This window comes from Streptomyces sp. XY431 (genome assembly GCF_001279805.1).
Classification (GTDB): Bacteria; Actinomycetota; Actinomycetes; order Streptomycetales; family Streptomycetaceae; genus Kitasatospora; species Kitasatospora purpeofusca.
The window spans coordinates 15,349-29,163 of record NZ_LGDO01000525.1; the positions used below are offsets into that span (position 1 = coordinate 15,349).

The 13,815-nt window shown below is 73.1% G+C and carries 11 protein-coding genes and 1 tRNA gene; 5 read left to right on the forward strand and 7 right to left on the reverse strand.

Features of this window, described 5'->3' with window-relative positions; genetic code table 11:
* Nucleotides 1-146: 146 nt before the first annotated feature.
* A tRNA-OTHER gene (locus ADK60_RS40355) sits at nucleotides 147-230 on the reverse strand.
* Nucleotides 231-297: 67 nt separating this feature from the next.
* Entirely contained in the window at nucleotides 298-3,270 is a 2,973-nt protein-coding gene (locus ADK60_RS40360) for a UPF0182 family membrane protein (RefSeq protein ID WP_079009101.1), read from the reverse strand.
* Nucleotides 3,271-3,489: 219 nt separating this feature from the next.
* Between ADK60_RS40360 and ADK60_RS40365 the strand changes: the two genes are divergently transcribed.
* Nucleotides 3,490-4,053, forward strand: a complete 564-nt coding sequence (locus ADK60_RS40365) for a PPA1309 family protein (protein WP_030392906.1) — start codon at nucleotides 3,490-3,492, stop codon at nucleotides 4,051-4,053.
* A gap of 71 nt (nucleotides 4,054-4,124) precedes the next feature.
* Here the strand turns inward: ADK60_RS40365 and ADK60_RS40370 are convergent, their stop codons facing one another.
* The 4 genes from ADK60_RS40370 to ADK60_RS40385 form a co-directional block, all read right to left on the reverse strand.
* Nucleotides 4,125-5,201: a YlbL family protein gene (locus ADK60_RS40370; protein ID WP_078896332.1), complete on the reverse strand. Its 1,077-nt coding sequence runs from the start codon at nucleotides 5,199-5,201 to the stop codon at nucleotides 4,125-4,127.
* 64 nt (nucleotides 5,202-5,265) lie between these two features.
* The gene (locus ADK60_RS40375) at nucleotides 5,266-5,454 is read right to left on the reverse strand and encodes a hypothetical protein (RefSeq protein WP_045939084.1); all 189 of its coding nucleotides are present in this window, start codon (nucleotides 5,452-5,454) and stop codon (nucleotides 5,266-5,268) included.
* A gap of 262 nt (nucleotides 5,455-5,716) precedes the next feature.
* Nucleotides 5,717-6,157 carry a molybdenum cofactor biosynthesis protein MoaE gene (locus ADK60_RS40380; protein ID WP_233290175.1) on the reverse strand — a complete coding sequence of 147 codons (441 nt, stop codon included), beginning with the start codon at nucleotides 6,155-6,157 and terminating at the stop codon, nucleotides 5,717-5,719.
* Between the two features lie 166 nt (nucleotides 6,158-6,323).
* Entirely contained in the window at nucleotides 6,324-7,472 is a 1,149-nt protein-coding gene (locus tag ADK60_RS40385; protein WP_030392910.1) for an NAD-dependent epimerase/dehydratase family protein, read from the reverse strand.
* A 209-nt stretch (nucleotides 7,473-7,681) separates the two neighbouring features.
* On the opposite strand from ADK60_RS40385, the gene ADK60_RS40390 reads away from it, so the two are divergent.
* Together ADK60_RS40390 and ADK60_RS40395 are read left to right on the forward strand one after the other, a co-directional pair.
* On the forward strand, nucleotides 7,682-9,241 hold the full coding sequence (locus ADK60_RS40390; RefSeq protein WP_053652048.1) for a zinc-dependent metalloprotease: 1,560 nt from the start codon (nucleotides 7,682-7,684) through the stop codon (nucleotides 9,239-9,241).
* Complete coding sequence (locus ADK60_RS40395) at nucleotides 9,238-9,888, forward strand: NUDIX hydrolase (protein ID WP_053652004.1); 651 nt, start codon at nucleotides 9,238-9,240, stop codon at nucleotides 9,886-9,888. The genes ADK60_RS40390 and ADK60_RS40395 overlap by 4 nt, the downstream gene beginning before the upstream one ends.
* Nucleotides 9,889-10,012: 124 nt before the next feature.
* Here the strand turns inward: ADK60_RS40395 and ADK60_RS40400 are convergent, their stop codons facing one another.
* Nucleotides 10,013-10,720, reverse strand: a complete 708-nt coding sequence (locus ADK60_RS40400; RefSeq protein WP_079009112.1) for a M48 family metallopeptidase — start codon at nucleotides 10,718-10,720, stop codon at nucleotides 10,013-10,015.
* A gap of 255 nt (nucleotides 10,721-10,975) precedes the next feature.
* On the opposite strand from ADK60_RS40400, the gene ADK60_RS40405 reads away from it, so the two are divergent.
* Together ADK60_RS40405 and ADK60_RS40410 are read left to right on the forward strand one after the other, a co-directional pair.
* Entirely contained in the window at nucleotides 10,976-12,064 is a 1,089-nt protein-coding gene (locus ADK60_RS40405) for a ThiF family adenylyltransferase (protein WP_053652006.1), read from the forward strand.
* A 179-nt stretch (nucleotides 12,065-12,243) separates the two neighbouring features.
* Nucleotides 12,244-13,767, forward strand: coding sequence for an FAD-binding oxidoreductase (locus ADK60_RS40410; RefSeq protein WP_053652008.1), 1,524 nt, complete (start codon nucleotides 12,244-12,246; stop codon nucleotides 13,765-13,767).
* Nucleotides 13,768-13,815 lie beyond the last annotated feature (48 nt).

Here is a 13,815-nt window from a genome sequence, read left to right on the forward strand (position 1 = left end):
GTCGATTTCCCGACACTCGCCCCTCACAAACCCCGTAGCCGTCGTCCTTGGCGACGCTCGATGGTACCGGAGCGTTCCCGGCCGTCCTTGCGAACAAACGACGAAGGCCCGGAGGACGAGTCCTCCGGGCCTTCGTTGCTACTGAGTAGCGGGGACAGGATTTGAACCTGCGACCTCTGGGTTATGAGCCCAGCGGAGCCCAGCGAGCTACCGAGCTGCTCCACCCCGCGTCGGTAGTTGAACCATAGCACGGGCGCGGGGTGGGGCCGAAATCGGTCAGCGCGGGATCAGCACAGCTCAGGGGCTGCCGCTCGGCGCCGGTGACGGCGCGGTGCTCGCCCCGGCCGACGCACCGGCGGACACCGTCGGCGTCGGCGTCGCCGGAATGCCCGCCTTCTGCTGGGCCGCCGCCAGCTGCTTGGCGGCCTCGCTCTGCGCCTTCTGCGCCTGGCCCAGGGCCACCCAGTCTCCGGCCTTGGCCGCGGCGTCCGCGTCGGTCTGCGCCTTCAGCACGTCCCCGATCGCCTTCTGCAGCTCGGGCGTGAGGGTCACCCCCGGCGTCGGCGTGGTCGGGGTGGTGGGCGTGGTCGGATTCCCCGGTGCGGTGGGTACGGTCGGCGTGGTCGCCGGTGCCGCGCCCGCGAACACCTTCCGCAGCGCCTCCTCCAGCGTGTTCTCGAACGCCACGTTGTCGTTGCCGTAGACCGCCAGCACCTTCTGCAGCGTCGGGTACTTGGCGCCCCGCCCGCGGACGTACACGGGCTCCACGTTCAGCAGTCCGCCGCCGACGGGCAGCGTCAGCAGGTTGCCGTACTCGAGTTCCGAGTCGCCGCCGCTCTTCAGCAGGGTGATCTGCTGCGCGACCTCCTGCCGCGAGTTGAACTGCGACTGCACCAGGTTGGGGCCGAGCGTCTTGGAGTCCCCCGGCACCTTGAGGATCCGGAGCTTGCCGTAGTCCGGCCCCGGGTCGGCGCTGACGGCCATGAACGCCGCCAGGTTGTCCCGGCCGCGCGGCACGAAGGTGGTGGTCAGCGAGAAGCTCGCCGACGTGACCGCCGGGTCCGGCATCCGGACCGTCAGGTAGTACGGCGGCTGGAACTGCTTGGTGTCACTGGTCGGGTCCACCGGGACCTGCCAGATGTCGCTGCCGTTGAAGAACGAGTCGGCGTCCGTCACGTGGTACTGGCCCAGCAGGTCGCGCTGCACCTTGAACATGTCCTGCGGGTACCGCAGGTGCGACATCAGCGTGTCCGGGATCTCCGCCTTGGGCTTCACGGTGCCCGGGAACGCCTTCGTCCAGGTCTTCAGCACCGGGTCGTTCTCGTCCCACTGGTACAGCGTCACCTCGCCGGTGTACGCGTCCACGGTGGCCTTGACCGAGTTGCGGATGTAGTTGACCTGGTTGGCGACGGTCAGCAGCTCACCGCGCTGGTTGGTCAGCGAGTCCTTGGTGGCCGTGCCCAGCGTCGTCTTCGACGAGAAGGGGTAGCCGTCCGAGGTGGTGTAGCCGTCCAGCACCCAGACCACCCGGCCGTTCTCCACCACCGGGTACGGGTCGGCGTCGATCGACAGCCACGGCGCGACCTTCTCCACCCGCTCCTTGGGCGTCCGGTCGTAGATCACCTTGGCGCCGTCGGTGATCGCCCCCGCGTACAGGATCTGCGGCTCGGCGAACTTGACCGCGTACGCGGCCCGGGTCAGCGGGTTGTCCAGCGAGACGCCGCTGCCGCCGGTGTACTTGTACTGCTTGTTCTCACCGGAGTCGGTGGTGTAGTCGATCTCCTGGTTGGAGCCGCCCACGATCGAGTACGTGGAGGTCTTCTCGCCGTAGTAGATCCGCTGCTGGTAGTCGCCCAGCGAACCCGTCGCCGGCAGGCCGGACTCGGTGAAGACCGGCTGGCCCTTGTCGTTGACCTGGTTGCCCTTGGCCACGACCGCGCCGTAGCCGTGGGTGTACTTGAAGTGGTCGTTGATCCAGTTCCGCTGCACACCGTTGAGGTCCAGCTCACGCAGGCCGATCACGGTGTCCTGGGCGCTCGCGTCCTTGCCGTACCGGTCCACGTCCAGGGTCTGCGGGAACGCGTAGTACGACCGCTGCTGCTCGATCGACTGGAAGGTCGGCGAGACGACGTTCGGGTCGATCAGCCGGATGTCCGCGATGGTCTGCGCATCCGGCTTCAGCGCCTCGGCGTCGGTCGTGCCCTTCGGGGTGTACGGGGTCGTCTGGCTGTCCGCGATCCCGTACGCCCGGCGCGTCGCGTCGATGTTCTTCTGGATGTAGGGCGTCTCCTTGGCCTGCTCGTTCGGCTTGACCTGGAACTGCTGCACGATCGCCGGGTACACCCCGCCGATCAGCACCGCCGACAGCACCATCAGGCCCAGCCCGATCAGGGCCGGCGCCCAGGTGCGCCGCACCGGGGTCAGGAAGAACAGCACCGCGCAGATGATCGCGACGAAGAACAGGATCGTCTTCGCCGGGAGGAACGCGTTGGCGTCCACGTACCGCAGGCCGGTCCAGCCGGAGACCTCCCGGTAGGCGCCGGTCTTCACCGCCAGCGCGTACCGGTCCAGCCAGTACGCCACCGCCTTCAGCAGCACGAACACGCCCAGCAGCACCGCCAGGTGCCCCTGCGCGCCCCTGCTCGCCCGCCGGCCGGGGCCCTGCAGCCGCAGGCCCCCGTACAGGTAGTGCACCAGCGCCGAGGTCAGCAGCGAGACGATCACCGCGCTGAACGCGAAGCCCAGCAGGAACTCGTAGAACGGAAGGTCGAAGGCGTAGAACGAGACGTCCTTGCCGAACTGCGGGTCCTTCTCGCCGAAGGAGGTCCCGTTCGTCCACAGCAGCCAGGTCCGCCACTGGCCCGAGGCCGCGGCACCCGCCACCAGCCCGATCACCAGCGACACCCCGAGCAGCGCCCAGCGCTTGAACGGCGCCAGCCCCGAGCGGTACCGGTCCAGGCTCTGCTGCTCGACCGACATCGCCGACAGCGGCGGCCGCAGCCGGTGCGCCAGCCACACATTGAAGCCGACGATCACCGCCATCAGCAGGCCGAACACCGCGAACAGGCCGATCTTGGTCCACAGCTGGGTGGTGAACACCGAGGAGTAGTGGACCGACCTGAACCAGAGCCAGTCCGTCCAGAACCCCGCGAACATGACGAACAGCAGGAAGAGCACCGCGAGTACGCCCAGGGTCAGGAGGAGCACCCGCGCCCGCCGGGAGGGCGGGCCTACCCTGCGCCGGAACCCCGGCCCTGAGCGTTCCGGCATCTGGAATACCACGGTGGCACCTCAGTTGTGTCGTCTGGAGTCAGTCGGTCGTCAGTGCAACTTAACCAGTCTTTGGTCGAGTTCCCACCGTTAGCAGACGGTTACGACAACCTCGCCCGGCGCGGGCCCTCCCCCGGGGCCCGCCCCGGCCCCCGGCCCGCCGCCCGGCCCGGCCCGGCAGCGCGGCGCGCGCACCGTCCGGCGTGTGAGGATTGAGGCATGTCCGATGGATCCAACCTCCCCGACGACGTCTCCACCCTCCCGGCCGGCAGCCCGCTGACCCGGGCCGCGCTGGAGATCGACGAGTACGCCGCCACCCTCGGCTGGGACCTCCCGGCCCGCCTCTTCGCCCTGGTCGACAGCGCCGCGCTGCGCAAGGCCGACCCCCGTATCGCCGAGCAGCTCGGCCTGGCCGACAGCGACCAGCCCGGCCTCACCCCGGTCGAGCAGGACGAGCTGCCCGCCGGCATGGAGCTGGACAAGTTCCTCGGCACCATCGCCTGGCCCGCCGCGGTGGTCGGCTGCGCGCTGGTCGTCGAGCGCCTGATGCTGCCGCCGGGCGCCGAGCAGTCCCGCCCGCGCAACGCGAACGACGCCCAGCTCGCCGAGTGGGTGGCCAACCACCCCAAGCGCGAGGAGGTGCGGATCACCGCGGCGGTGCTTCGCGGCGGTAAGCGGGAGGTCGCGCTGCGGCTCCGTTCCAAGGACGTCGCGCGCGAGGTGCTCACCGGCCCCGACCTGGTTCCGGGCCTCACCGAGGCGCTGCTCGCGACCTTCTCCTGACCGACTCCCCGGCCGGGGCTCCGTCCGGGAGCCCCGGGGCCCGGGCGGCGCCGGTCCAGGAGGCGCAGGTTCTAGGAGGCGCAGGACGGCAGCGCGGAGGTCTGCCCGGACCGGACCTGCTCCAGCGCCTTCAGCGCGCCGTCCAGCTTCTCCACCTTGACCAGGCGCAGCCCGGACGGGGTGTTCTTGGCGGCCTCGGCGCAGTTCGCCGCGGGGGTGAGGAAGAACTCGGCGCCCGCCTCCCGGGCGGCGATCAGCTTCATCGAGATGCCGCCGATCGGCCCGACCTGGCCCGCGTCGTCGATGGTGCCCGTGCCGGCCACGAACCGTCCGGCGGTCAGGTCGTCGGGGGTCAGCTTGTCGATGATGCCGAGCGAGAACATCAGGCCCGCGCTGGGCCCGCCGACGTCCTGGAGCCCGATGTCGATCCGGAACGGGTAGGTGTGCCGGAGGCCCGGGCGGATGCCGACCATCGCGGCGCCGGTGTCCGGGGACTTCACGGTCGGCACGCTGATGTCGGTACGGGTCCCGGGCTCGGCCGAGCCCTCCTTGACCCGGGGCACCACGGTGAAGACCGCCGGCTCGCCGGGCTGGTGCTTGGTGACCGCCTTGGCGACCGCGTCCGCGTCGGCCACCGGGGTGCCGTCGACCGCGACGATCTGGTCCCCGGCGTGCAGCCGGCCCTCCGCCGGGGCGCCGGCGGTGACCGCCTGGACGATCAGCTCGCTGCCCATCGGGATGCCGAGCTGGCTCAGCGCGGCGGTGCGGGCGTGGTCCTCGGAGAGCGCGAACTCCTCGGCGTTCTGCCGCTTGGCGTCGGCGTCGGACTGGCCCTTCGGGTAGACGTTGTCGTGCGGCACCACCAGCACGTCGTCGCGCAGCCAGCCGACCACCGCGTTGACCAGGCTCGGCTCGTACTTGGCGCCGGTGACCTGGACGGTGGTCATGTTGAGGTGGCCGCTCGCCGGGTACGACTCGTGGCCGGTGATGGTGATCACCGGCGTGCCCGTCTTCTCCTGCACCCCGAGCGTGTTGTACGTCGGGCCCGGGCTCATCTCGGTGTACGGCACCTTCATCAGCACCGAGGCACAGAGCAGCGCTATGAGCAGCAGAGTGGCGGCGAGCATCGTCGCAGAGCGGCGTGGCATGCCTCGACAGTACGGGACGCGGGTGACCGTGCGCCCGGCGGGTCGTCGGGACCGCCGGGCGGCGTCAGCGGCCGGAACGCTCCTCGGGGCCGCTGCCGGCGGTGGTGCGTTGCATCGCGGCCATGAACCGCTGGTGCTCGGCCAGCGAGGCCGGGTCCCCCGTCGCTCTCGGGGCCCGCTGGGCCCAACCCGCCCACACGGCGGCCAGCACCGCGGCGACGCAGGGAATGATCAACCAGGCGAGCACAGCCATCTCAGTACTCCCAGCTCGTCGTGTCTATGAGCAGATTAACCATCCCGACGGACAACGCTGCGGGCGCCGTCCGGGTTACGGCACGGCCGATCGGCTCACTGCCAGGGAGTATCCGGCGCAGCGGCCCACACCCGTTCGAGTGAGCGACCGGCGCGCCTGCGTGTCGCGGCGGCACAACGGGTGTCCGAGTGGCTGCCCGGACGACTGTGCGAATGCTTGCGCAGGCCGTCGAAGGCTGTGCGCAGGCTGTGCGGACGGCTGCTCAGCAGCTCCCGGCGCCCACCCACTCCTCCTCGCCGTCGGCGAAGACCTGGTGCTTCCAGATCGGCACCTCGTGCTTGAGGTCGTCGATCAGCCGCCGGGCGGCGGCGAACGCCTCGCCCCGGTGCGCGCAGGAGACGGCGACGATCACGGCCTTGTCGGTGATCCCCAGCCGGCCCACCCGGTGCACCGCGGCCAGCGCGCGGACCGGGAAGTCGGCGACGACCTTCTCGGCCACCCGGCGCAGCTCGCGCTCCGCCGTCGGGTGGCAGCTGTACTCCAGCGCGGAGACGTGCTTGCCGCCGTCGTGGTCGCGGACCGTCCCGACGAAGACGGTCGTCCCGCCGGCCGCGTCGTCGCCCACCGCCTCGTACACCTCGTCGAGGGAGAGCGGGGTGTCGCGGATGGCGAGCAGGCGGATCGGGTCGTGGTTCTCGGACATGCCCCCATGATTGCCCATGCCGGGCGGGCGGGGGCAAGTACCTTCCGCATCACGATTGCAAAATTTCGCATCGTGAGAACGGCGTGCTCAAGGGCACGGGTTCGGGTGCGGCCGGGTGCGGCCGGGTGTCCCGGTCCCGGGCCGCGGGGCCCGGGACCGGAGCCGCTCAGAACCGGCGCCGCTTGCGCGCCCGCCGCACCAGCGCCGCCGTACCCACCAGCGCCACCGTCGCGCCCGCCGCGCCCAGGCTCGTCGCCGCCTCCTTGCCGCCCAGCCGCCGGCCCGCCACCGCGTGCTTGCCCGCCACCTGCGCCAGCAGCTCCGCCAGCACCTCCTCGTTGGTGTGCGTCGGACGCCAGCCCGCCTCGTGCAGCCGACTCCCCGACACCACCCACGGGTACATCGTGTACGCCAGGTCCCCGGCCGGCGCCGGGGTCAGCCCCAGCCGGTGCAGCCGCGCCGCCGTCCCCAGCGCCAGCGAGGCCGGCAGCTCCATCCGCCGGATCCCCGACAGCCGCTCCACGTCCTCCTGCTCCAGCCAGCCGTCGCAGCCGACCGTCACCTCGCCCTCGACCAGCCCGAGCGCCGCGTACTCCAGCGCCGCCGCCAGGTCGTCCACGTGGCAGAACTGCCAGCACGGCCGGGACCCGGCCACCACCAGCAGCCTCGGCGCCTCGAAGTGCCGGGTCAGCACCGTGTCCACCCCGGGGCCCACCACCACGGCCGGCCGCAGCACCGTCACCTGCAGCCCCGGGTGCGCCCTCGGCGCGCGCCGCGCCAGCCGCTCGATCTCCAGCAGGTCCCCGACCAGCGAGGCCTCCTCGGTCGCCCGCAGCTCCGAGTCCTCCGCCAGCGGCACCTCGTTGTCCGCCAGCGCGCCGTAGACCATCGCCGAGGTGCAGAGCACCACCCGGTGCACCCCGGCGGCCGCGGCCGCCGTCAGCACCGTCTGCGCGCCGCGCACGTTGTAGGCGCTGCGCGCCCTCGGGTCGGACTCCATGCCCAGGTCCATCGCGAGGTGGACCACCACGTCCACCCCGGCCAGCCGCTCGGCCACGGCCGGGTCCCGGACGTCCAGGACCCGCCACTGGACCCCGGGCACCTCGCCGCGCCGGTCGTCGACGGCCAGGACCTTCCGGACCCCCGGCGAGGCCACCAACCGGGCCGCGACCCGTTCGCCGAGCACCCCGGCGGCACCCGTGACCGCCACGGTCAGCGGTCTTCCGGCATAGGCTGGAGGCGGCGACGCCGTGGTGTCCGGGGCGTCCTCTCCTCCGGTCAGCCCAGAGCGAACGTCCGAAGGCGGGGAACTCACCGGCCATCCTCCACGGTTAGCTTATGTGCGTACGTACGTGTGTCACGTACGTCCATCCTGCCCGAGGCTGAGGCCCGGCGGTGCACCCGGCGCGGGCCAGCCGTCCGGGAGCCGCCCACCGGCGGGGAGTCCCCCAGCTCCGCCGACCGCCCCGGGCAGCAGGAAACACCGCCACCACCCGTATGACGGCCGACCGGATCGAGGACCCCGTGAGCGACCTTCCCTTCGGATTCGGCGTTCCGCCCGAGGAGCCCGAGGACGGCAAGGCCAAGCCCGACGACGACCGGAAGAAGAAGGACCAGGGCGACGAGCCCGCCGGTCCGCAGTCCTTCGGCTTCAGCGGGAACAACCCGCTGGGCGCCCTGTTCGGCATGGGCCTGCCCGGCATGCCCGGCGGACCGGGAGCGGGCGGCCCCGGCGCCCCCGGCGCGGGCGACAACCCCTTCGCCGCGATGTTCGGCGGCCTCAACCCCAACGACCTCGGCGCCGCCTTCCAGCAGCTCGGCCAGATGCTCTCCTTCGAGGGCGGCCCGGTGAACTGGGACCTCGCCAAGGACATCGCCCGGCAGACCGTCGTCGCCGAACCCGTCGAGGGCAAGAGCAAGGACCGCTCCGTCGGCGGCGCCGAACGCTCCGCCGTCGTCGAGGCCGTCCGCCTCGCCGACCTGTGGCTGGACGGCGTCACCACCTTCCCCTCCGGCGCCGCCGCCGCCGTCGCCTGGAGCCGCGCCGAGTGGATCGAGGCCACCCTCCCGGTCTGGAAGGACCTCGTCGACCCCGTCGCCGAACGCGTCGGCAACGCCATGGGCGGTGTCCTCCCGGAGGAGATGCAGGCCATGGCAGGCCCGCTGATGGGCATGATGCGGTCCATGGGCGGCGCCATGTTCGGCACCCAGATCGGCCAGGCCCTCGGCGCCCTCGCCGGCGAGGTGGTCGGCTCCACCGACGTCGGCCTGCCGCTCGCCCCCGCCGGCAAGGCCGCGCTGCTGCCCCAGAACGTCGCCGAGTTCGGCGAGGGCCTCAACGTGCCGGCCGAGGAGGTCCGCCTCTACCTCGCCCTGCGCGAAGCCGCCCACCAGCGGCTGTTCGCCCACGTGCCGTGGCTGCGCGCCCACCTCCTCGGCGCCGTCGAGGCCTACGCCCGGGGCATCAAGGTCGACACCTCCCGGATGGAGGAGCTCGTCGGACAGCTCGACCCGGGCAACCCCGAGGCCCTTCAGGAGGCCCTCGCCGGCGGTCTGCTCCAGCCCGAGGACACCCCCGAGCAGAAGGCCGCCCTCGCCCGCCTGGAGACCGCCCTCGCGCTCGTGGAGGGCTGGGTCGACGCCGTCGTGCACGCCGCCGCCGAGCCCCACCTGCCGCAGGCCGGCGCCCTGCGCGAGACCGTCCGCCGCCGCCGCGCGGCCGGCGGGCCCGCCGAGCAGACCTTCGCCACCCTCGTCGGCCTCGAGCTGCGCCCCCGTCGGCTGCGCGACGCCGCCCGCCTCTGGGCGCTGCTCGCCGACGCCCGCGGCACCGAGGGCCGGGACGACCTCTGGCAGCACCCCGACATGCTCCCCACCGCCGCCGACCTCGACGACCCGGACGCCTTCGTGCACCGCGGCACCGCGGGCGACCTGGAGGGCGGCATCGACTTCGACGCCCTCGACAAGCTGCTCGGCGAGGCCGCCGCGGGCGGGGCCACCGGCTCCGCCAAGCCCGACCTGACGAAGAACGACGACACCGACGGCGCCGACGGCGACCAGGGGAAGGGCGAGCCCACCGCATGACGGCCACCGAGACGGACCGCGCCGACGTCCACCACGACGGCGTCCAGCACGCCGAGGCCCGGCCGGACGACGCCCCCCGGGGCGGCGCCCTGCACGCCGACGCGGTCCGCGCCCTGACCGACTGGCGGCCCGCCGAGCCCGGGCAGGACCGGCTCCGCCTCGACTACCTGCGCCACCTCGCCGAGCAGCCCGGGGGCATGTACCGCTCCTGCCTGCCCGCCCACATCACCGCCAGCGCCGCCGTCGTCGACCCGGCCGCCGGGCGCGTGCTGCTCACCCTGCACCCCAAGGTCGGCCGCTGGCTGCAGATGGGCGGCCACTGCGAACCCGGCGACCGCGACCTCGCCGCGGCCGCCCTGCGCGAGGCCACCGAGGAGTCCGGCATCCCGGACCTCGCGCTGCTCACCCGCGACGGGGCGCCCGTCCCGGTCAAGCTCGACCGCCACCAGGTCCGCTGCACCGGCAAGGACCGGCCGGAGAACACCCACCTCGACGTCCAGTACATCGCGGTGGCGCCGCCCGGCGCCCAGGCGCTGATCAGCGAGGAGTCGCTGGACCTGCGCTGGTTCGACTACGACCGCCTGCCGGAGCTCACCGACCACTCGGTGCGCGACCTGGTCGCCCGCGCGCGCGACCTCACCGGCTGAGGCGTTCGGGGGCGCAAGCACGACGGGAGGGGCGCGGGCCACTGTGGCCCGCGCCCCTCCCGTCGTGTTCTGCCGTCCTGTCCGGGACCGGCCGCCCGGCGGCGGGATCAGCCAGCCGCAGGACTCAGCCGCAGGACTCCGCCGGGCCGGGCTCCGCCGGATCCTCGTGCCGGGCCCCCGGGATGTGCGGCAGCCGGGCCGCCGACACCACACCCTCCAGATAGCCGCGCGCCCGCTCCGTCCGCGGATAGGCCTCCAGCAGCGCCCAGAAGTCCGGACCGTGGTCCGGCACCAGCAGATGCGCCAGCTCGTGCAGCAGCACGTAGTCGACCACGTACTCCGGCATCCCCTGCAGACGGTGCGAGAGCCGGATCGTCCGCTCACTGGGGGTGCACGAACCCCAGCGCGAGTTCTGGTTGGTCACCCAGCGGACCTGGGCGGGCTGGGCCCGACCGTCCAGATAGGCCACCGAGAGCTCCCGCGCCCGGGCCACCAGCGCATCGTCGCCGAGCACCCGGCGACTCTCCTGGGCCGCCAGCTTCTCCAGCATCTGCGCGACCCAGCGCTGCTCCTCCGCGTGCGACATCCGGGCCGGGATCAGCACGATCGTGCGATCGCCCTCGCGGTACGCGGACACCGTCCGGCTGCGACGGGCACTGCGCCGCACCTCCACCCGGGAGCGGTCGAAGGGCTCCCGCGCGGGCGACGGCTGCTGCTCCGGACACTGCTGCTCCGGACGCCCACGCGTACTCGGCGCCGCCACTTGCGACCCGGACGCTGCACGGGCACGCCGAGGCGACGCCGGGGGATGGGAGTCCCGTTCGGCTGCCATGGCACACGACGTTACCCGTTACCCCTGACAGAAGTCCGCTGCCGTGGCCGAAATCTTTCGTGGAGCGATCGGGAACGAAAGGCCGACGGAAGGTGTCCGGAATCCGACATCGGACCGCACGACAAGTTATCCACAGGGCATGCGAACGGATCATCCGGTCATCGCCCCGTACCTGTGGACAACCCGGCGCACCCACTCGCCCCGATCGGGCATGCTGCCGTCGGCCGTCCGGAAACGATCGGGAGGAAGACCACCGTGCGCCTCGCCCTCAAGCCCGCCCTCTCCCGCAGCTGGCGGGACTCGGACACCCTGCAGTTCGGCACCGTCCCCCAGCACGCGGGAGTGCTCGCCCACGCCTCCGACAAGGTGCTGCGCGAGTTCCTCGACCTCGTCGACGGGACTCGCGACCGGCCCGCCCTCCTGGCCGAGAGCGAGCGGATCGGCTTCGGGCGCGACCCGGCCGACTCCCTGCTCGACCTCCTGGAGGAGGCCGGGGTGCTCGACGACGCCGAGGCCGCGGCCGGCGCCCTCGCCCTCTTCCCGCAGCCGCACCGCGAGCTGCTCGGCCCGGACCTCGCCTCGCTGTCGCTGATCCACCCGGGCCCCGGTGCCGCGCCCGCCGTCCTGGCCCGGCGGCCCGAGTACGCCGTCGAGGTCCGCGGCGCCGGCCGGATCGGGGCGGCCGTGGGCGCCGTCCTCGCGGCGGGCGGCATCGGCACGGTCACCGTGGTCGACTCCGGCCGGGTCACGCCGGGCGACTGCTCCCCCGCCGGGCTCCCGCCGACCGACGTCGGGCGGATCCGTGCCACCGCCGCCCGCGAGGCCGTCGACCGGGCCGCGGCCCGGAGCCAGGCCCGGCGCAACCGGCGTCCGAGACCGGGGCCGCCCGATCTGGTGGTGCTCACGCCCCGCGACGGCAGCGCGGCCTTCGCCGGCGGCACACCCCTGGCCCGGGAGCTGCTGCGGGCCGGCGTCCCGCACCTGTACGTCGGCGTGGTCGAGGAGTTCGGAGTGGTCGGGCCCCTGGTCGCGCCGGGGGTGTCGGCCTGCGGCCACTGCCTGGTCCTGACCCGGGAGGACCAGGACGCCGCCTGGCCGAGGATTCTCGCCCAACTCGCCGAGGGCGGACCGGGACAGGCCCCGACACCGGCCTGCGACATCGCCCTCGCCACCTCGGTCGCCGGGCTGGCCGCACTGCACGTCCAGGTGTTCCTGGACGGCGGCCGCCCGCCCAGCCTGGACGGCTGGTGCGAACTCTCGGCCGTCGACGGGACGTCCCGCCGGCTACGCCTCAAGGGCCACCCGGAGTGCGGATGCCTCTGGCAGCCGACCGCGCCGCACTGAGGCAGGGGCGCCAACCCGGCTGCATAGGAGCAGTCTTGATCGTTCGTCAGCCACATGGGAAAAGGGGGCACCGCCGGGCCCTGGAGCTACTACTGTGGCGTCGGCCGCCCGGCCGATGCCGAGGGTGGCCCGCGCAACGATCGCAACGCTCGTGCACGACCTCACCGAGAGGTATCGACATGATCACTCGCAGATCGCTCATCGGCGCCGGGGCCCTGGCCGTCCCGCTGGCCGCCGTCCCGGCCCTGCCCGCCGTCGCCACCGCGACCGAGGCCCGACGACGACGATGGTCCCGGCTCTCCGACCGTCTGCACGGCACGCTCGTCCTCCCCGGCGACCCGGCCTACGGCGTCGCCAAGCAGATCGGCCAGGCCCGCTTCGACTCGGTCGAACCGGCCGCCGTCGCCTACTGCGTCGACGAGGCAGACGTCTCGCTCTGCCTCCGCTACGCCCAGGACCAGGACCTGCCGATCGCCGTCCGCGCCGGCGGCCACAGCGGCGGCGGCTGGTCCACCGGCACCGGTCTGGTGGTCGACGTCTCCCGGCTGAACAGCGCCGCGGTGACACCCGGGTCCGCCACCTTCGGCGGCGGCACCCAGCTCGTCGACGTGACCAATGCCGTCGCTCCGCACGGCCTGGCCGTCTCCGGCGGCTTCTGCCCCACCGTGTCCCTCGGCGGCTTCCTCCAGGGCGGCGGCATCGGCCTGCTGACCCGCCATGTCGGCATCTCCAGCGACAAGGTGACCTCGGCCCGGGTGGTGCTGGCGAGCGGCCGGACCGTCACCGCCTCGCCCGAGGAGCACGACGACCTGTACTGGGCGCTGCGCGGCGGCGGTGGCGGCAACTTCGGTGTCGTCACCTCCTACACGGTGACCCCGGTGCCGGTGACGACCCTGACCATGGCCAGCCTCACCTGGTCCTTCGACCGCGCGGTGGATGTGCTGGACGCCTGGGCGCACTGGCTGCCCGACGCCCCGCGGACCCTCGGCGGCGGGGCGGTGGTCGGCCTGCGGGACGCCGCGCCCGGCGCCACCCCGTTCGTCTCGGTGCTGATCGGTTCGGTCGGCACCGAGGCCGAACTCAATGCCCAGACAGGCCGGTTGATCGACCTGGTGGGCGCGGTGCCGGCCTCCCGGAGCGGGTACACCGCCCCGTACCTGTCCGTCATGATGGGCTTCTACGGCTGCGGCTCCTACACCCAGGACCAGTGTCACCGGACGGGTACCGGGCCGACGGCCGTCCTGCCCCGGCCGACCGCCGCCGTGGACCGGGGCCGGCTGTTCGACGCCCCGCCGCCGCGCGCGGTCTGGGAGGCCGCGGTCGGCCTGCTGGACCGGGACCGGCTGGCCGGGCAGCAGCGGATGGTGCAGTTGAGCGCGCTCGGCGGCGCCGCCAACGATCCGGCGCGCACGGCCACCGCGTACGTCCACCGGAACGCGCTGTTCAACGCGAGCCTCGGCGCGGTGATCGCCTCCGGACCGGTGGACGAGACGGCGGTCGCGGCGGCCCGAAGCTGGGCGGACGCCGGTTTCGCGGTGCTCGACCCGCACTCCTCCGGCGAGACGTACCAGAACTTCGTCGATCCCGGACTGCCGGACTGGCGGCGCGCCTACTACGGGGAGAACTATCCCCGGCTGGTCGCGGTGAAGCGCCAGTACGACCCCCACCGGCTGTTCTCCTTCGCCCAGGCCGTCGGCGCCTGACCCGCCCCGGTCGTCGGGCCCGGCCGTCCGGGCCCGACGCCGATCGGC